Source organism: Qipengyuania gaetbuli (assembly GCF_020524765.1).
Classification (GTDB): Bacteria; Pseudomonadota; Alphaproteobacteria; order Sphingomonadales; family Sphingomonadaceae; genus Qipengyuania; species Qipengyuania gaetbuli_A.
The window spans coordinates 633003-650427 of the sequence record NZ_JAIVLR010000001.1 but is presented as its reverse complement, the minus strand read 5'-3'; the positions used below and the strand labels follow the sequence as shown (position 1 = coordinate 650427).

The window sequence follows — 17425 nt, the reverse complement described above, 5'->3', positions numbered from 1 at the left end:
CTGATGGCAGCTTCTGCATTTGCGGCGCTCGTCGGCGCGCCGCTGCACGCGCAGGTGGTGCCCTCGGTGCTGGAAGAGGTTCGCCTGGTCTCGGAAGACGCGGGCGGTTCGGATTTTCTCCTGCGCTTTTCCCCTGCCGAGCCGCGTATCGCGACACTCGATGAAAACCCCACCCGTCCCGAACTCGTCATGGCAACGACGCTCAAGGTGGGGCGCGTGCCCAATCGCCAGAGCTACCGCGGCCTCGTACGCTCGATCCAGTTCGTGACCGAGGGAAGCAGCCTCGTGATGCGGTTCGACACCGCGCGTCCCGCGCGTATTCGCGCGGAGCAGATGGGCAACCTCGCCGTGCAGGTCCGCGTGGAACAGGTCAGCAATGAAGAGACGATCGGGACGCGTCCCATCGGCTCCGAAGGCGAGGACGTTGTGCCCCAGCAGGAACTGCAGCGCGGGCCGGTCGACAGTTACCAGCCGGGCGATTCCTACGAACTGGTGTTCCTGAAGTACGCCGACGTCTCGGAAATCGTCGGGCTCCTGGCCGAAGGCGCAGAAATCGCTCCCAATGACGTGTTTATCCGCCGCGAACCCGGCTTCGGGTCGCCCGGTGCCACCCAGAGCAACTCCTATATCGGGCAGAGCCGTCCGGTCGAGCAGGAGGCCAAGCCGCTGGGCCAGAACGTCGGCAGCGGGCTTGCGGTCGATCGCCGTCTCAACGCGATCTGGATCACCGGCACGCCCGAGCGGATCGAGCGGGTGAAGCGCCAGATCGAGCTGATCGACGTGCCCGTCGACAGCGTCATTCTCGAAACACAATTCGTTGAACTGACCGAAACCGGCGCGCGCAACCTCGGCATCGATTTCACCAACTCGAACGGCCAGATCGCGGTCGGCAATATCGCGACCGGCGGCTTCCTGCCTTTCGGGGTCGATCCGGAAGACATCCTGCCGTCGGGCCAGATCCAGGCCGCCATTTATGCCCAGATCCAGAAAGGGGAGGGGCGGATCGTTTCGCGCCCGCGGATTGCGGCTCAGAGCGGGTCGACGGCGAAGATCATCACCGGCGACGCCTTGCCGATCCTGACCTCGATCCAGCTGTCGGGCGTCAACGGCGTGTCGCAGCAGGTCCAGTACGTGAATGTCGGCGTGACCCTGCAGATCGCACCGCGGGTCAGCACGGACGGTTACATCACCTCCAAGATATACGGCGTCGTCTCCAGCGTGACGGGCTTCAGTCAGGGCTATCCCACCATCAGCCAGCGCGAGGCGGAAACCAGCGCCTCGGTGCGCGACGGGGAAACCTTCGTGATCGGCGGGCTGACGCAGGAAAACGTGCTGACCACCAAGTCGAAGATCCCGCTGCTCGGCGACATCCCGCTGATCGGCAATGTGTTCCGCACCGAAAGGTCGACCAGCACGACCACCGAACTCTACATCGTCATAACTCCGCGCATCGTTCGGCATCGCCGGTTCGAAAACCGACCACCGAATGAAGATGAGACGGAATTGCCCGGAGAATTGCAGCCCGAATAAGAGAACGTTATCAATTACTATTGCTTTTTACTTGCAAGGCTTTGAGCATTAGTTCTCGGCCTGTTTTCTGCGCGAGTAAAAAATTCTTGAATTGTGATAAATTCACAACAGATGTATATTTAATTGAAAATTAGTCTTGTTTTCGCCCAGCGCTCGACTCGACAGGTCGAAATTGCCGGTTAGAACTTCCCCATCAGTTCAGTGCGGGTCGCGCGCTGCTGAATTTCGGAGGGACTACATGAAAGCCAAGACTCTGGCCGCTCTCGCGGCTCTTCCCATGCTGGCGCTCGCTGCCCCGGCTCAGGCCCAGCAGGCCGGCGACAAGATCGCCAACAGCTACATCTGCGTCTTCGACAAGACCGTCTCGCGCGGCAATGCGAAGGCCGAAGCCATGCGTGCCGCCCAGGCCGAAGGTGCCCAGGTCAAGCACGTCTATTCGGTCGCGGTGAAGGGTTTTGCCGTGAACGCAGCTCCGCAGGCTGTCGAGAACATGCAGCGCAAGAATGCCAACATCGCCTATTGCGAGCAGGACCAGGTCGTCACGGCCATCGGCGTCCAGGGTCGCGGCAAGCCCGGCGGCGGCGGCGGTTCGCAGCCTGCGCAGGAAACGCCCTGGGGCATCGCCCGCGTCAACGGCGGCGGTGCCGGCACTTTCGCCACCGCATGGGTCATCGATAGCGGCATCCAGCTCGACCATCCCGATCTCAACGTCGACGTCGCGCGTTCGGCCAGCTTCCTCTCGCGCGGCGATGCCAATGACGAGAACGGCCACGGCACGCATGTCGCCGGCACGATCGCAGCCATCGACAATGCTTACGGCGTCATCGGCGTCGCACCGGGTGCACCGGTCGTTTCGGTCCGCGTGCTCGACCGTCGCGGCTCGGGCTCGACCTCGGGCGTTGTCGCCGGCATCGACTACGTGGCGCAGTTTGGCCGTCCGGGCGACGTTGCCAACATGAGCCTTGGCGGCGGTGTCAGCACCACGCTCGACAATGCCGTTATCGCAGCCGCCGCCGGCGGTGTCCGCTTTGCCCTGGCAGCGGGTAACGAGCGTGACGATGCGAACAACCACTCGCCGGCCCGTGCCAACGGCCCGAACGTCTACACCGTCTCGTCCTTCGCGATCGGTGACAACTGGTCGAGCTTCTCGAACTACGGCAACCCGCCGGTCGACTATGCGGAGCCGGGTTCGTCGATCAAGTCGACCTGGACCGGCAGCGGCTACAACACCATCAGCGGCACCTCGATGGCGACGCCGCACCTCGCCGGCATCCTGCTGCAGGGCGCTGTCGGCAACGGCGGCCGCGTCAACGGCGATCCGGACGGCAACCCCGATGTGATCGGCGTCGTCCAGTAAGGTCGACCGCTAGTCGGAAAAACGAGAAGGGCCCGGTTCACGCCGGGCCCTTTTTCTTTTGCCGCCCTCGCAATGTCGTCAGCATTTGGCAGACACGACCGAAGTTCCCATCCCTCGACATCAAGAAACGCGGTTTATTGCAGAATCAATAGGCGCGAGACAGCTTGCCCCATTAACCAATTCTTTGTTTAGCTGGCCTAAATTCCCCAATGAAAACAGACGTGGGGGCGAAGAATGCAGGCGTTTGCCGATATGGTTGGCAGTATTGTCGGGAGCATCCAGAAGCTGATCATCCTGATCCTGCTTCTCGGCGCAGTGATCGTGGCGATCGCAGTGTTCGGCATCAGTTCGGCTGCCCCCGTTGTCGCCGACAAGATGGCCGAACGTGCAGAGCGTGCGGACGAGCGGGCCCTGCAGGCTGCCATCGAGGAACGCCGTGCCCAGGAACTGGCGCATGACGGCTGGGGCAGCGAATAAGCCTTCACGCTGAAATCAATCTTCCACCGGGGTCCACACCATTATGCTTTCCCTTCTCTCCCAATTGCGCGAGCTGAACAGCACGGTTCAGGAATTCAACGAGACCTACCGCGACCTGACCGAGACCCGGGAAGAGCGCGATGCGCGGCTCGTCGACGCCAAGCCGGTGCGCTGGTTCCTCTGCATTGCAGCGGTCGTCGGCTTTTTCATCATCCTGTCCACGACGCTGCAGAGCTTCGACGCCGAAACCGAACGGCATCAGAAGGAAACGGTCGAGGCTGTGGCAAAGCTTGATTGCAAGGCGAACCCCTGGGCGATCGGCTGCCCCTGACGCCTGCCGCGCGATGACCGGCGAGTAAGGCTTGCCATCCGCCGAGTCATCGCCTATCTGCCCCTCATCCCGACATTGTCGATGACAGAGTGGGGCTGGCGCCGAAAGGGGCCGGCCGAAAACCCTTTGCCGCAACGCCAGTGTCGCAATGAAACCGTAACCGGAGACCGAATGGCCGATCTTGCACGCTTGAACGAAGTCATCGAACCCGAAGCCAAGGCGCTGGGTTTCGATCTCGTGCGCGTGAAGATGATGCCGTCCGAAGCCGGTGATGGCGGGCAGGCCCTGCAGATCATGGCGGAAGACCCGGCGACCGGCCAGCTGGTGATCGACCAGTGCGCCGCGCTGTCGCGCCGCGTGTCCGACCGGATCGACGAGCTGGAAGAACAGGGCGAGGTGCTGATCGAAGGCGCCTACCACCTCGAAGTCAGCTCGCCCGGCATCGACCGTCCGCTTACCCGTCCCAAGGATTACGCCAACTGGGCCGGGCACGAAGCCAAGATCTCCATGGTGAAGGGCTATGACGGCCAGCGCACCTACAAGGGCGACCTCAAGGGGCTCGACAACGGCCGCGTGACGATCGTCGATACCAAGGCGGGCGAAGTCTCGCTCCCGCTCGAAGAAATCCATTCCGCGAAGCTCGTCCTGACCGACGCGCTCATCGCCGCCACCCAGCCGCTTGACACGAGCGGTGCCGAAGACATCGAAGAAGAAAAGGCAGACGACTGATGGCCAGTGCCATTTCCGCCAACAAGGCAGAACTCCTCGCGATCGCGAACGCGGTTGCTTCGGAAAAGATGATCGACAAGTCCATCGTCATCGAGGCGATGGAAGAAGCGATCCAGAAGTCGGCCCGCAACCGGTACGGCGCGGAAAACGACATCCGTGCAAAGCTGGACCCGCAGACCGGCGACCTGCGCTTGTGGCGCGTTGTCGAGGTCGTCGAAGAGGTCGAGGACTACTTCAAGCAGGTCGACCTCAAGCAGGCCGCCAAGCTCGACGCCAATGCCAAGGTCGGCGACTTCATCGTCGATCCGCTGCCCCCGGTCGACCTCGGCCGTATCGACGCGCAGTCGGCCAAGCAGGTGATCTTCCAGAAGGTCCGCGATGCCGAGCGTGAGCGCCAGTTCAACGAATTCCAGGACCGCGCCGGCGAAGTAATCACCGGCGTGATCAAGTCCGTCGAATTCGGCCACGTGATCGTCAACCTCGGCCGTGCCGAAGGCGTCATTCGCCGCGACCAGCAGATCCCGCGCGAAGCCGCCCGCGTCGGCGAGCGTGTCCGCGCGCTGATCACCAAGGTGGAACGCAACAACCGCGGCCCGCAGATCTTCCTGTCCCGCGCGCACCCCGACTTCATGAAGAAGCTGTTCGCGCAGGAAGTCCCCGAAATCTACGACGGCATCATCGAGATCAAGGCCGCCGCCCGCGACCCGGGCAGCCGTGCCAAGATCGGCGTGATCAGCCACGACAGCAGCATCGATCCCGTAGGCGCCTGCGTCGGCATGAAGGGTAGCCGCGTCCAGGCCGTCGTGCAGGAACTGCAGGGCGAAAAGATCGACATCATCCCCTGGTCGGAAGACGGCGCGACCTTCATCGTGAACGCGCTGCAGCCGGCCACCGTCAGCCGCGTGGTCCTCGATGAAGAAGACGGCCGCATCGAAGTCGTCGTGCCCGACGACCAGCTGTCGCTGGCCATCGGCCGCCGCGGCCAGAACGTGCGCCTCGCCAGCCAGCTGACCGGCAACCAGATCGACATCATGACCGAGGAAGAAGCCTCGGAGAAGCGCCAGAAGGAATTCGCCGAGCGCTCGAAGATGTTCGAAGAGGAACTGGACGTCGACGAAACGCTTTCGCAGCTTCTCGTCGCCGAAGGCTTCGCCGACCTCGAGGAAGTCGCCTATGTCGAGCTGGAAGAACTCGCCGGCATCGAAGGCTTCGACGAGGAACTGGCCGAGGAACTCCAGAGCCGTGCGCAGGAAGCGCTCGATCGCCAGGAAGCCGCGCACCGCGAAACGCGCCGCGAGCTGGGCGTCGAGGACGATTTGGCAGAACTGCCGCACCTCAGCGAAGCCATGCTGGTGACGCTGGGCAAGGCGGGCATCAAGACGCTCGACGACCTGGCCGATCTCGCCACCGACGAACTCATCGCCAAGAAGCGCGAAGCGCCGCGCCGCCGCAACAATGCGGACGGCCCGCCGATGCGCCGCGACCGTCCGATGCGCGAGCAGGACAAGGGCGGCGTGCTGGGCGAATACGGCCTGACCGAAGAGCAGGGCAACGAGATCATCATGGCTGCCCGTGCCCACTGGTTCGAAGACGAAGAGGACGCTGCGGCCCCGGCCGAGGCAACCGACACGCAGGAGGCCGCCGATGCGGACTCCACCCAATGAGCGCCTGAGCCCAGACATCGCTGAAGACTTGCGGCCCCGTAAACCGGAGCCCGCCAAGTCTCGTCCGGAACGCCGCTGCATCCTGACAGGGGAGAGCGGACCGCGCGCGTCGCTGGTCCGCCTCGCCGTCTCGCCCTCCGGCCTCGTCCTGCCCGATGCCCATGAAAAGGCACCGGGTCGGGGCGCATGGGTCTGTGCCTCGCGCACGATGGTCGAGGAGGCGCTGGCCAACGGCAAGCTCAAGGGCGCGCTGTCGCGTGCCTTCATGACGGGCGAGCTGGAAATCCCGCAGGACCTGCCGGCAAAGATCGAGGATGCGTTGCGGCGCGTCTTTCTCGACCGGCTGGGCCTCGAAATGCGCGTCGGAGCCCTTATCTTGGGCACACAGCGCATCGCCGAAACGGCGCGCGGCGGGGGCGTGGCCCTGCTGCTGCACGCCAGCGATGCGAGCGAAGACGGGCGCAAGAAACTCGACCAGGCCTGGCGCGTCGGCGAAGAAGCCGAAGGCTCGGGCATGCGCGGGTGGGAACTCCCACTGGACCGTGACGCATTGTCTGTGGCATTGGGCCGCGACAATGTCGTCCACATGGCGCTGGCCGACGATGCTGCGGTCGCAAGGGTGCTGAGGCCCCTGGAGCGCCTGATGCATTACCTGGGGCAAGACATCCCGGCCGACAATGGGCGCGCGGTTGCGCGCGCCGCTGACGATACGAACGATAAGACGAAGAGAAACGAGCAAGAATGAGCGACGACGACAAGAAACCTGCCCGCAAGCCGCTGACCCTGAAGGGCGCTCAGCCGGGCGAGGTCAAGCAGACCTTCAGCCACGGCCGCACCAACAAGGTCGCGGTCGAGGTGAAGCGCCGCCGCAAGCTCGTGAAACCGGGCGAGGCGCCGCCGCCTCCGCCGCCCGCGGCCCCTGAATCGGCACCTGCGCCGGCCCCGGCTCCGGTCGCGAAGAAGCCTGCGCCCAAGAAGCCCGCGCCGCCTTCCGAAACGCCGCAGGAACGCGTCGCCCGCCTCCAGCGCGAGGCCGAGGAAGAACGCCTGAAGCTGGCCGAAGAAGCGCGCAAGCGCGACGAGGAAGCCGCCAAGAAGGCCGCCGAGGACGAGAAGAAGCGCGCCGAAGACAATCGCAAGGCAGAAGAAGCCGCCGAAAAGCAGGCCAAGGAAGCTGCCAAGGCCGCTCCCGCCGAACAGCCCGCCGAAGCGGAAGAAACCTCCGACGACGGCACGCCGACGCCTGCCCCGCGCAAGTTCACGCCGGTCAAGCGCCCCGAAATCAAGAAGCCCGAGCGCAAGAAGAAGGACGACAAGCCGGTTCGCGCCGAAGAACGTCCGGACAAGCGCCGATCGGGCAAGCTGACGGTCAACAAGGCCCTCAACGACGACGAAGGCCGCCGTGCACGCAGCCTCGCCGCGCTGAAGCGTGCCCGCGAGAAGGAACGCCGCCTGCAGGGTGGCGGTTCGAACAAGCCGCGTGAAAAGCAGGTCCGCGACGTGGTCGTGCCCGAAGCGATCACGGTCGGCGAACTGGCCAAGCGCATGGGCGAGAAGGGCGCCGACCTGGTGAAGGAACTCTTCAACCTCGACATGATGGTCACCGTCAACCAGACGATCGACCAGGATACGGCGGAACTGCTCGTCGAACAGTTCGGCCACAATATCCAGAAGGTGTCCGAGGCCGACGTCGACATCCAGAACGAAGAGGACGTCGATCCGGAAGACACGCTGAAGCCGCGTCCGCCGGTGGTCACCATCATGGGCCACGTCGACCACGGCAAGACCAGCCTGCTCGACGCGCTTCGCGGCGCCAATGTCGTGAAGGGCGAAGCCGGCGGCATCACGCAGCACATCGGTAGCTACCAGGTGAAGACCAAGGGCGGCGACCTGATCACCTTCCTCGACACGCCGGGCCACGCCGCGTTCACGGAAATGCGCCAGCGCGGCGCCAACGTGACGGATATCGTGGTGCTGGTCGTGGCAGCCGACGACGGCATCATGCCGCAGACGATCGAGGCCATCAATCACACCAAGGCCGCCGGCGTCCCGATGATCGTCGCGATCAACAAGATGGACAAGCCGGAAGCCGATCCGAACAACATCCGCAGCCGCCTGCTCGAACACGAGGTCATCGTGGAAGCCATGTCGGGCGACGTGCAGGACGTGGAAATCTCGGCCAAGGCCAAGACCGGTCTCGACGATCTGCTCGAAAAGATCGCGCTGCAGGCCGAACTGCTCGAACTGAAGGCGAACCCCGACCGCATGGCGGAAGCGACCGTCATCGAAGCGCAGCTCGACAAGGGCCGCGGCCCGGTTGCGACCGTGCTGGTCAATCGCGGCACGCTGAAGCGCGGCGATACCTTCGTCGTGGGTACCGAAAGCGGCCGCGTCCGCGCGATCGTCAACGACCAGGGCAAGCAGATCAAGGAAGCCGGCCCCTCCATGCCGGTCGAGGTCCTCGGCCTCGGCGGTGTGCCGCGTGCAGGCGATGTCCTGACCGTGGTCGAGAACGAACAGCGTGCCCGTGAAGTCGCGGCCTATCGCCAGGAAAAGGCGACCGAAAAGCGCACCGCGCTCGCCCCGACCAGCTTCGACACCATGTTCAACAACCTCGCTTCGAACGTGATCGAATTCCCGGTCGTCGTGAAGGCCGACGTGCAGGGTTCGGTCGAAGCGATCGTGACCGCGCTGCACAACCTGTCGAACGACGAGATCAAGGTCCGCGTCCTGCATGCAGGCGTGGGTGCGATCACCGAAAGCGACGTGACGCTGGCTTCGGCCTCGAACGCGCCGATCATCGGCTTCAACGTCCGTCCGAACGCCAAGGCGCGCGAACTGGTGAAGCGCGACGGCGTGGAGATGAAGTACTACGACGTCATCTACCACCTGACCGAGGAAATCGCGAAGGAGATGGCTGGCGAGCTGGGTCCAGAGCGGATCGAGAACGTCGTCGGCCGTGCAGCCGTCAAGGAAGTCTTCCGTTCGGGCAAGCGCGACAAGGCCGCCGGCCTGCTGGTCGAGGAAGGCGTCATCCGCAAGGGCCTCCATGCCCGTCTCACGCGCGAGGACGTCATCGTTTCGGCCACCACCATCGCCTCGCTGCGGCGCTTCAAGGACGACGTGGACGAAGTCCGCGCCGGTCTCGAATGCGGCGTGGTCCTTGCCGACACCAACGACATCAAGCCGGGCGACCAGCTCGAGGTGTTCGAGGTCGAGGAGCGTGAACGCACGCTGTGAGCGAAGACCCGACCCGGCACGCCCTCGGCGCCGCACATGCGGACCTCATGGGCGTCGCCTTCGACAGCTTCGATGCGGAGCGTGAGGAAATCACGCTCCGCTTCAATGCCCCGGCCAGTTTCATCACCCCGCGCGGCAGCGTGCAGGGCGGGCTCGTGGCAGGCTTCCTCGACGAGGTGATGGGCTGGGCGCACGTCTGGGCGACCGACCACGCAGAAGCCCCGCTGAACCTCGAAATCAGCATGACCCTGCTGCGCCCGGTCCAGGCGGGCCCGCTCATCGGCAAGGGGCGCGTGGTGCGCCGCGGCCGCCGCGTGATCTTCCTCGAAGGCGAGCTGTTCGACGAGGCGGGCACGCTGCTCGCCCGGTCGACCAGCACCGCCATTCCCACACCGAGGCCGGTTGCCGGACAGCGCTGATGGGGCGCGTCGTCGCATTCCTCGGCAGCATCAATGTCGGCGGTAACCGGATCAGGATGGTCGACCTGGTGGAGGCACTGGGCGAGGCCGGCTACGAAGGCGTATCGACCGTGGCGGCCAGCGGGAACGTGATCCTGTCCGGCGGGCACGATCCTGCCATGCTGGAAATGCGGCTCGAAAGCGTCGTGCAGCAGCGGTTTGGCTTCAAGTCCTGCGCCATGGTGCGTTCGGCCGCGGAAATCCGCTCAGCCATCCACGACAACCCCTTCCATGGCACCGGACCCGAACACGGTTCGGACAAGATGGTCCATTCGATCTTCCTCAGCCAGCAGCCCGACAGGGGCGCGGTCGAGGCGCTGATCGAGGAGCACAGCGCCAAGGGCAGCGAACGGCTGGCCGTGGGCAATCGCGTGCTCTTCCTCGACTATGTGCACAGCGTAGGTGTATCGAGCCTGTCGAACAAGTTCCTCGAGCGGCGGCTGGGGTGCAAGGGCACCGCGCGCAACATGACCTCGCTCAAACGCATACTGACCAAGATGGAAGAACCCGCCTGATGGCCCGCAACCAGTCCACTCCCGAACAGCAGTCGGTCCGCGTGCTCAAGGTGGGCGAGCGGGTGCGGCACATCCTGTCCGAACTGCTCGCCCGCGGCGAAGCGCATGACGAGGTGCTGTCCGCCTCCAACATCGCCGTGACCGAAGTGCGCATGACGCCGGACCTGCGCAATGCGAAGGCCTATGTGAAGCCGCTGCTCGGCCAGGACGAGGACAAGGTGCTGAAGGCGCTGCGTACCAATACCGCCTTCTTCCAGAAGGAAGTGGCCAAGCGCCTCGGCCTCAAGTTCGCGCCGAAGCTGTCTTTCCAGCCGGACGAGAGCTTCGACGAGGCCGACCGGATCGAGCGCCTGCTCGACGACCCGCGCGTGGCCCGCGACCTCGACGAAGACTGAGCGACTAGCCGGCGATCACTGCGCGATGGCCGGCGCCGCCATTTCGGGCAGCGTGTAACCGACCGGTGCGTCCGGCCCCAGCGGAATTCCGAGATAGACCCAACCGACGATCAGCAGCGTGCCCGAGACGAGCAGCCATAGCGAGTACGGCAGCATCATCGCGGTAAGGCTGCCGAGGCCGAAATCCTTCTGCCAGCGCTGCGCGAAGACGAGGATCAGCGGGAAATAGACCATCAGCGGCGTGATGATGTTGGTCGCGCTGTCGCCGACGCGGTAAGCTGCGGTGGCGCCTTCCGGACTGATCCCGAGCAGCATGAGCATGGGCACCAGGATCGGAGCCAGCAGCGCCCATTTCGCGCTGGCCGAGCCGACGAAGAGATTGAGCAGGGCAGCGAACAGCACCATCAGGCCGAGCACCAGCGGCAGCGGCAGCCCCGTGCTCTCGATCCCTGCAGCGCCGTGCACGGCTGTGATCAGGCCGAGGTTCGACCAGCCGAACATGGCCACGAAATGCGCGGCGGCGAAAGCAAGGACGAGGTAATAGCCCATGTCCTTCATGCTCTCGGCCATCATGTTCACCAGGTCGCGGTGGTCCTTGATCGTCCCCGCGGCGCGGCCATAGGCCCAGCCGGTCAGCAGGAAGAGCAGGAAGAAGGCCGCGACCAGCGACTGGTAGAGCGGGGCAAGCTGGGTGTGGATCGAGCAATTCTCGGCCGGGATCGCGTCGCAGGCAGCTTCGTCGATCAGGGGAGTGCCCGGAGCGAAGACCATCACAAGCCAAAGGGCGATGACGAAAAGTGCGGCCAGACCGGCATGGCGCAGGCCCTTGCTCGCCTGTTCGTCGCCGGGAATGGCGACATCGGCAGTGTCGGCCGCGCCGGCGGTCGCGCCGCCTTTCCAGGGGCCCAGCCGCGGCTCGATGACCTTGTCGGTCACGTACCAGATGATCGGCAGGAACAGCACCGTCATGGCAGTGATGAAGTACCAGTTGCCCGCGATGTTCGCGGTCCAGGTCGGATCGAGCGCGCTCGCGCCGACCGCTTCCTCGGTAATGCCGAACAGCAAGGCGTCCAGCTGGCCGGGGGAGATATTGGCAGAAAAGCCGCCCGAAACGCCTGCAAATGCGGCAGCGATCCCGGCTAGCGGATGGCGGCCTGCGGCAGCGAACAGGATGCCTGCAAGCGGGATCAGCACGACATAGCCCGCATCGGCCGCGTGGTTGCCGATCATGGCAACCAGCGCAACGACTGGCGTCAGCAGCGCCTTCGGAGCGCTTTCCACGGCCTTGGACATGCCTGCCGCGAAGAAGCCGGACCGCTCGGCTACGCCTGCGCCCAGCATCACCACCAGCACGTATCCGAGCGGGTGGAAGTGGGTAAAGGTCTTGGGCATTTCGACCCAGAGGCGCTGGATATTTTCCGGCGCCAGCAGGCTGACGGCATCGATGCGCAGCGCTGCGCCCGTGGCCTCGTCGATCGCAGTGGGATGCAGGGCGGAAACACCCGCCATCGAAGCGATGATCGATACGACGACAAGGGCAAGGATCAGGTAGAAGAAGATGAAGACGGGGTCGGGCAGCTTGTTGCCGGTCCTTTCCACCCATCCGAGAATTCCGGTCTGCGTGCTGGTCGCGGTCGTCGCTTCTACCATCTTTGTCCTGCCTCGCCTTTCCTTGCGCGGGATTGTCATCCCCAATCCTGTCTGACGGTCTCCTTAACAGGCTTGGCACAGCAGGCTAGGACCCAGCGATGGCCAAGCTTTATTTCTATTATGCCAGCATGAACGCGGGGAAGAGCTCCACGCTCCTCCAGACCGCGTTCAACTATGGCGAGCGAGGGATGAAGGTTTCGCTGTGGACCGCGGCGATCGACGATCGCCCGGGTTTCGGCGCAATTTCCAGCCGTATCGGTCTTTCCAGCGATGCGAACCGGTTCGAGAGCAGTACCGATATCGCTGGCAATGTCCTTGCCCAGCACGCCGAAACGCCGCTCGCCTGCGTACTGGTGGACGAGGCGCAGTTCCTGACCAAGGAGCAGGTGTGGCAACTGGCCAGGCTTGCCGACAGGCACGGGATCCCGGTGCTTTGCTATGGCCTGCGCACCGATTTCCAGGGCGAGCTGTTTCCCGGCTCCGCCGCGCTACTCGGCATTGCGGATGCGCTGGTCGAGATGAAGGCCGTGTGCGACTGCGGGCGCAAGGCGACCATGAACCTGCGTGTCGATGCAAGCGGCAGGGCGGTCAGTGAAGGCGCGCAGACCGAAATCGGCGGCAACGACCGCTACGTCGCCATGTGCCGCAGGCATTTCTCGCAGGCACTGGCGGGCGAGGGGTGAAGCCGGCGTTCCGGCTTCCTACATTCCGGCAATGACAGATACTCTCATCCTCGCGGCGATCCTGATCCCGTGCCTCGTTGTCGCAATCGTGTTCCACGAGGTGGCTCACGGCTGGACCGCGCTGGCGCTGGGCGACACCACTGCCCGCGACATGGGGCGCCTGACGCTCAACCCGATCAAGCATGTCGATCCCGTCGGCACGCTGCTGGTGCCGGGCGCACTGGCACTGTTCGGCGGGCCGGTGTTCGGCTGGGCCAAGCCCGTGCCGGTCAGTGCGAACCGGCTCAACAACCCGCGCTATGGCATGATGGCGGTCGCGGCCGCAGGGCCGGGGACCAATATCCTGCTGGCCTTCGTCGGAGCGGTGCTGGTCGGCATTGCCTCGGGCCTGGCGACGAACTGGGGCACGCAGCTTCCCGAATTCGCGATGACCGCCTTCGGTGCCTTCATCCTGATCAACGCCTTCCTTGCCTTCTTCAACCTGCTGCCGATCCCGCCCTTCGACGGGTCGCACATCCTGGGCGGGCTCCTGCCGCGGCGCTGGGCGAGGCACTGGCAGCAATTGCAGGCCTTCGGCATGCTGTTGCTCGTCGTGATCATTGCGGCCAGCTGGGCCTTTCCCGATGCCCGCTGGATCGAGAACACCGTCTGGCCGCCGGTCGAGTGGATGAGCGGACTGTTCTTCTCGGTCGCCGATTCCATCGCCCGCTTCCTCGCCTGATGACGGAACGCACCAAGCCTGCACCGCACGGCTGGCTCGTCCTCGACAAGCCGCGCGGCCTCGGCTCGACCCAGGCGGTCGGCATGGTCAAGCGCGTGCTGCGCCAGGGTGGCCATGCAAAGACCAAGGTGGGTCATGGCGGCACGCTCGACCCGCTGGCCGAAGGCGTGCTGCCCATCGCGTTGGGCGAGGCGACCAAGCTGGCCGGCCGGATGCTCGATGCGAGCAAGATCTACGATTTCACGATCCGCTTCGGCGAACAGACCGACACGCTCGATACCGAGGGCGAGGTGGTCGAGCGGAGCGAGGTCATCCCTTCCGCCGCCGAGGTGTCCGCCATCCTCCCGCGCTTCACCGGCCCGATTGAGCAGGCACCGCCCGCCTATTCGGCGATCAAGGTCGACGGCAAGCGCGCTTACGACCTCGCCCGGGCCGGCGAGCAGGTGGAGATGAAGCTGCGCGGCGTGACCATCCATGCGCTCGACCTGGCCGGGGCCGGCGAGGGCGAGGTAACGCTGCGCGCACACGTGTCCAAGGGCACCTACATCCGCTCCCTTGCACGGGATATCGCACAGGCGCTTGGAAGCTGCGGACACGTCACCTATTTACGTCGCGTCAAGGCGGGCCCTTTCCTCGAGGAACAGGCGATTTCGCTGGACAAGCTGGAGGAAATCGCTAAGGGCGCGCCTCTTGAACACCTACTCCTGCCGCTAGAGGCGGGGCTGGACGACATCCCGGCTCTATCCCTCGATCCCGACAGCGCGCAGGCGGTCCGCCAGGGCCGGGTATTGTCGGAACTGCCCCATACCGACGGGCTCTATCTCGCGAAGCTGGAGGATACTCCCGTAGCGCTGATGGAACTCACCGGTGGCTCGGCCAAGGTCGTGCGGGGTTTCAACCTGCCGGATGTCGCGGAGTGAATGAAATGTCGGTTACCGCCGAAAAGAAGCAAGAGATCATCAAGGACAACGCCCAGGGTTCGAACGACACGGGCAGCCCCGAAGTACAGGTCGCGATCCTCACCGAGCGTATCCGCAACCTGACCGATCACTTCAAGGACCACCACAAGGACAACCATTCGCGTCGTGGCCTGCTCATGATGGTCAACAAGCGCCGCAACCTGCTCGCCTATCTCAAGAAGAAAGACGTCGAGCGGTACAATGCGCTGATCGCGAAGCTGGGTCTTCGCAAGTAAGAGTTTCCGGAGGGCGGCTCATCGGGCCGCCCTTCGTTTATCCGGCTCCCGAGCAATCCGGCTGGGAGCGGACAATGGGGCGCAGACAGCCCCGCACCGGACCGGGACGGAATACCCGGCACAGTAGGCCCCGCGAGCGCAATGTGGCCCCGCGGGTTCAGAAGGAATATCAATGTTCGACACGAAAACCGTATCGGTGGAGTGGGGCGGAAAGACCCTCACTCTGGAAACCGGCCGTATCGCCCGTCAGGCTGACGGTGCCGTTCTGGCCACCTATGGCGAAACCGTGGTGCTGTGCGCCGTGACCGCCGCCAAGAGCGTCAAGGAAGGCCAGGACTTCTTCCCGCTCACCGTCCACTACCAGGAAAAATTCTCGGCAGCAGGCCGTATCCCGGGTGGTTTCTTCAAGCGTGAGCGCGGCGCGACCGAAAAGGAAACGCTGACCAGCCGCCTGATCGACCGTCCGATCCGTCCGCTGTTCCCCGAAGGTTTCTACAACGAAATCAACGTCATTTGCCAGGTCCTGTCGTTCGACGGCGAGACCGAGGCCGACATCGTCGCCATGGTCGCCGCTTCGGCTGCGCTGACCATCTCGGGCGTGCCCTTCATGGGCCCGATCGGCGCCTGCCGCGTCGGCTTCATCGATGGCGAATACGTCCTCAACCCGAAGCAGGACAAGGCGCTGGAAGACGGCCGCCTCGACCTCGTCGTCGCTGCGACCCAGGACGCTGTGATGATGGTCGAATCCGAAGCCAAGGAGCTGACCGAAGAGGAAATGCTCGGCGCCGTGATGTTCGCGCATGACGAAAGCCGCAAGGTCATCGGTGCGATCATCGACCTGGCCGAACAGGCTGCCAAGGACCCGTGGGAAATCGACCAGTCGGACGACAAGTCGGCGATGAAGTCGGAACTCATGAGCCTGATCGGCGACGATATCGCCGCTGCCTACAAGCTGACCGACAAGTCGGCCCGTGCCAATGCGCTCAACGAAGCGCGTGCCAAGGCCAAGGCGCATTACGCCGAAGCCGACGGCCAGACCGCCATGGTCGCCACCAAGCTCGTCAAGAAGCTGGAAGCGGACATCGTGCGCACTGCCATCCTCAAGGACGGCCAGCGTATCGACGGTCGCAAGCTCGACCAGGTCCGCCCGATCGAGGCGATGGTCGGCTTCCTGCCGCGCGCGCATGGTTCGGCCCTGTTCACCCGCGGTGAAACGCAGGCGATCTGCACCACCACGCTGGGCACCAAGGACAGCGAGCAGATGATCGACGGGCTGGAGGGTCTCTCCTACTCTAACTTCATGCTGCACTATAACTTCCCGCCGTACTCGGTCGGTGAAGTAGGCCGCTTCGGCGCGCCGGGCCGTCGCGAGATCGGCCATGGCAAGCTGGCGTGGCGTGCGCTGCACCCCGTCCTGCCCTCGCATGACGATTTCCCGTACACCATCCGTATCCTGTCGGACATCACCGAGTCGAACGGCTCGTCCTCGATGGCGACAGTTTGCGGCGGCTGCCTGTCCATGATGGACGCCGGCGTGCCGATCGAGCGCCCGGTTTCGGGCATCGCGATGGGCCTCATCCTCGAAGGCGACGAGTTCGCCGTCCTGTCGGACATCCTGGGTGACGAAGATCACCTCGGCGACATGGACTTCAAGGTTGCAGGCACCGAGAACGGCATCACCACCATGCAGATGGACATCAAGGTGGCCGGGATCACGCAGGAAATCATGGCCAAGGCACTGGAACAGGCCAAGGCCGGTCGCCAGCACATCCTCGGCGAGATGCAGAAGGCCCTGGGTTCGGCCCGTACCGAGCTTTCGGCCCATGCCCCGCGCATCGAGACCATGCAGATCGACAAGTCGAAGATCCGCGACGTCATCGGCACGGGCGGCAAGGTGATCCGCGAGATCGTCGCCGAAACCGGCGCCAAGGTCGACATCGACGACGAAGGCGTGATCAAGATCAGCTCGTCGAACGCCGATGAGATCGCCGCTGCACGCGCGTGGATCGAAGGCATCGTCGAGGAAGCCGAAGTCGGCAAGATCTACAACGGCAAGGTCGTCAACATCGTCGACTTCGGTGCTTTCGTGAACTTCATGGGCGGCAAGGACGGTCTCGTCCACGTCAGCGAAATGAAGAACGAGCGCGTCGAGAAGCCGACCGACGTCGTGTCGGAAGGCCAGGAAGTTAAGGTCAAGGTCCTCGAGATCGACAACCGCGGCAAGGTCCGCCTGTCGATGCGCGTCGTCGACCAGGAAACCGGCGAAGAGCTGGAGGACACCCGTCCGCCGCGCGAACCGCGCGGTGACCGTGGCCCGCGCGGCGACCGTGGCGGCGACCGCCGTGGTGGTCGTGGCGGCCGTGGCGGCGACCGTGACCGTGGCCCGCGTCGCGATCGCGGCGACCGTGGCGGCGACAACGGGGGCGGCGAAGCCCACGTGCCGGACTTCCTGAAGGACTGATCCGTCACGGAACCAGACA

General features: G+C 64.5%; 17 protein-coding genes. 16 read left to right on the top strand and 1 reads right to left on the bottom strand.

The features are described 5' to 3' along the window. Positions 1-3 precede the first annotated feature (3 nt). From LC083_RS03375 to rbfA, 11 genes are all read left to right on the top strand, one after another. Complete coding sequence (locus LC083_RS03375; RefSeq protein WP_226699190.1) at positions 4-1530, top strand: type II secretion system protein GspD; 1527 nt, start codon at positions 4-6, stop codon at positions 1528-1530. A 238-nt stretch (positions 1531-1768) separates the two neighbouring features. Further along, positions 1769-2887 (top strand): S8 family serine peptidase, encoded by a 1119-nt coding sequence (locus LC083_RS03370; RefSeq protein ID WP_226699189.1) that lies wholly within the window; start codon positions 1769-1771, stop codon positions 2885-2887. A 252-nt stretch (positions 2888-3139) separates the two neighbouring features. After that, a complete protein-coding gene (locus LC083_RS03365; RefSeq protein ID WP_226699188.1) occupies positions 3140-3364 on the top strand; it encodes a hypothetical protein in 225 nt (74 codons plus the stop codon). Positions 3365-3428: 64 nt separating this feature from the next. Further along, the gene (locus tag LC083_RS03360; protein WP_226699187.1) at positions 3429-3695 is read left to right on the top strand and encodes a hypothetical protein; all 267 of its coding nucleotides are present in this window, start codon (positions 3429-3431) and stop codon (positions 3693-3695) included. A gap of 171 nt (positions 3696-3866) precedes the next feature. Beyond that, entirely contained in the window at positions 3867-4424 is a 558-nt protein-coding gene (gene rimP, locus LC083_RS03355; protein WP_226699186.1) for a ribosome maturation protein RimP, read from the top strand. Further along, a complete protein-coding gene (gene nusA, locus LC083_RS03350; protein WP_160607972.1) occupies positions 4424-6088 on the top strand; it encodes a transcription termination factor NusA in 1665 nt (554 codons plus the stop codon). Before rimP ends, nusA begins: the two co-directional genes overlap by 1 nt. Next, positions 6069-6833, top strand: coding sequence for a DUF448 domain-containing protein (locus LC083_RS03345; protein WP_226699185.1), 765 nt, complete (start codon positions 6069-6071; stop codon positions 6831-6833). Before nusA ends, LC083_RS03345 begins: the two co-directional genes overlap by 20 nt. Then, entirely contained in the window at positions 6830-9328 is a 2499-nt protein-coding gene (gene infB, locus LC083_RS03340; RefSeq protein ID WP_226699184.1) for a translation initiation factor IF-2, read from the top strand. The genes LC083_RS03345 and infB overlap by 4 nt, the downstream gene beginning before the upstream one ends. Continuing rightward, positions 9325-9747: a PaaI family thioesterase gene (locus LC083_RS03335; RefSeq protein ID WP_318245564.1), complete on the top strand. Its 423-nt coding sequence runs from the start codon at positions 9325-9327 to the stop codon at positions 9745-9747. Before infB ends, LC083_RS03335 begins: the two co-directional genes overlap by 4 nt. Continuing rightward, a complete protein-coding gene (locus tag LC083_RS03330) occupies positions 9747-10301 on the top strand; it encodes a DUF1697 domain-containing protein (protein ID WP_226699183.1) in 555 nt (184 codons plus the stop codon). Before LC083_RS03335 ends, LC083_RS03330 begins: the two co-directional genes overlap by 1 nt. Next, positions 10301-10696, top strand: a complete 396-nt coding sequence (gene rbfA / locus LC083_RS03325) for a 30S ribosome-binding factor RbfA (RefSeq protein ID WP_222553867.1) — start codon at positions 10301-10303, stop codon at positions 10694-10696. The genes LC083_RS03330 and rbfA overlap by 1 nt, the downstream gene beginning before the upstream one ends. Before the next feature lie 15 nt (positions 10697-10711). Here the strand turns inward: rbfA and LC083_RS03320 are convergent, their stop codons facing one another. Then, positions 10712-12346 carry an AbgT family transporter gene (locus LC083_RS03320; protein WP_226699182.1) on the bottom strand — a complete coding sequence of 545 codons (1635 nt, stop codon included), beginning with the start codon at positions 12344-12346 and terminating at the stop codon, positions 10712-10714. A gap of 98 nt (positions 12347-12444) precedes the next feature. On the opposite strand from LC083_RS03320, the gene LC083_RS03315 reads away from it, so the two are divergent. From LC083_RS03315 to pnp, 5 genes are all read left to right on the top strand, one after another. Beyond that, positions 12445-13029 (top strand): thymidine kinase, encoded by a 585-nt coding sequence (locus LC083_RS03315; protein ID WP_226699181.1) that lies wholly within the window; start codon positions 12445-12447, stop codon positions 13027-13029. A gap of 31 nt (positions 13030-13060) precedes the next feature. Next, positions 13061-13750, top strand: a complete 690-nt coding sequence (locus tag LC083_RS03310; RefSeq protein WP_226699180.1) for a site-2 protease family protein — start codon at positions 13061-13063, stop codon at positions 13748-13750. Beyond that, positions 13750-14670 (top strand): tRNA pseudouridine(55) synthase TruB, encoded by a 921-nt coding sequence (gene truB, locus LC083_RS03305; protein ID WP_226699179.1) that lies wholly within the window; start codon positions 13750-13752, stop codon positions 14668-14670. Before LC083_RS03310 ends, truB begins: the two co-directional genes overlap by 1 nt. A gap of 5 nt (positions 14671-14675) precedes the next feature. Continuing rightward, positions 14676-14945 (top strand): 30S ribosomal protein S15, encoded by a 270-nt coding sequence (gene rpsO, locus LC083_RS03300; RefSeq protein ID WP_224831036.1) that lies wholly within the window; start codon positions 14676-14678, stop codon positions 14943-14945. Between the two features lie 172 nt (positions 14946-15117). Beyond that, positions 15118-17406: a polyribonucleotide nucleotidyltransferase gene (pnp, locus tag LC083_RS03295; protein WP_226699178.1), complete on the top strand. Its 2289-nt coding sequence runs from the start codon at positions 15118-15120 to the stop codon at positions 17404-17406. Positions 17407-17425: the final 19 nt, after the last annotated feature.

Excerpts from the sequence above, each read along its gene's own strand:
- LC083_RS03310 (WP_226699180.1), top strand. The coding sequence starts at position 13,061 with ATGACAGATACTCTCATCCTCGCGGCGATCCTGATCCCGTGCCTCGTT.
- LC083_RS03320 (WP_226699182.1), bottom strand. The coding sequence starts at position 12,346 with ATGGTAGAAGCGACGACCGCGACCAGCACGCAGACCGGAATTCTCGGA.
- LC083_RS03315 (WP_226699181.1), top strand. The coding sequence starts at position 12,445 with ATGGCCAAGCTTTATTTCTATTATGCCAGCATGAACGCGGGGAAGAGC.
- nusA (WP_160607972.1), top strand. The coding sequence starts at position 4,424 with ATGGCCAGTGCCATTTCCGCCAACAAGGCAGAACTCCTCGCGATCGCG.
- LC083_RS03370 (WP_226699189.1), top strand. The coding sequence starts at position 1,769 with ATGAAAGCCAAGACTCTGGCCGCTCTCGCGGCTCTTCCCATGCTGGCG.
- LC083_RS03330 (WP_226699183.1), top strand. The coding sequence starts at position 9,747 with ATGGGGCGCGTCGTCGCATTCCTCGGCAGCATCAATGTCGGCGGTAAC.
- rpsO (WP_224831036.1), top strand. The coding sequence starts at position 14,676 with ATGTCGGTTACCGCCGAAAAGAAGCAAGAGATCATCAAGGACAACGCC.
- truB (WP_226699179.1), top strand. The coding sequence starts at position 13,750 with ATGACGGAACGCACCAAGCCTGCACCGCACGGCTGGCTCGTCCTCGAC.
- infB (WP_226699184.1), top strand. The coding sequence starts at position 6,830 with ATGAGCGACGACGACAAGAAACCTGCCCGCAAGCCGCTGACCCTGAAG.
- rimP (WP_226699186.1), top strand. The coding sequence starts at position 3,867 with ATGGCCGATCTTGCACGCTTGAACGAAGTCATCGAACCCGAAGCCAAG.
- pnp (WP_226699178.1), top strand. The coding sequence starts at position 15,118 with ATGTTCGACACGAAAACCGTATCGGTGGAGTGGGGCGGAAAGACCCTC.
- rbfA (WP_222553867.1), top strand. The coding sequence starts at position 10,301 with ATGGCCCGCAACCAGTCCACTCCCGAACAGCAGTCGGTCCGCGTGCTC.
- LC083_RS03365 (WP_226699188.1), top strand. The coding sequence starts at position 3,140 with ATGGTTGGCAGTATTGTCGGGAGCATCCAGAAGCTGATCATCCTGATC.
- LC083_RS03345 (WP_226699185.1), top strand. The coding sequence starts at position 6,069 with ATGCGGACTCCACCCAATGAGCGCCTGAGCCCAGACATCGCTGAAGAC.
- LC083_RS03375 (WP_226699190.1), top strand. The coding sequence starts at position 4 with ATGGCAGCTTCTGCATTTGCGGCGCTCGTCGGCGCGCCGCTGCACGCG.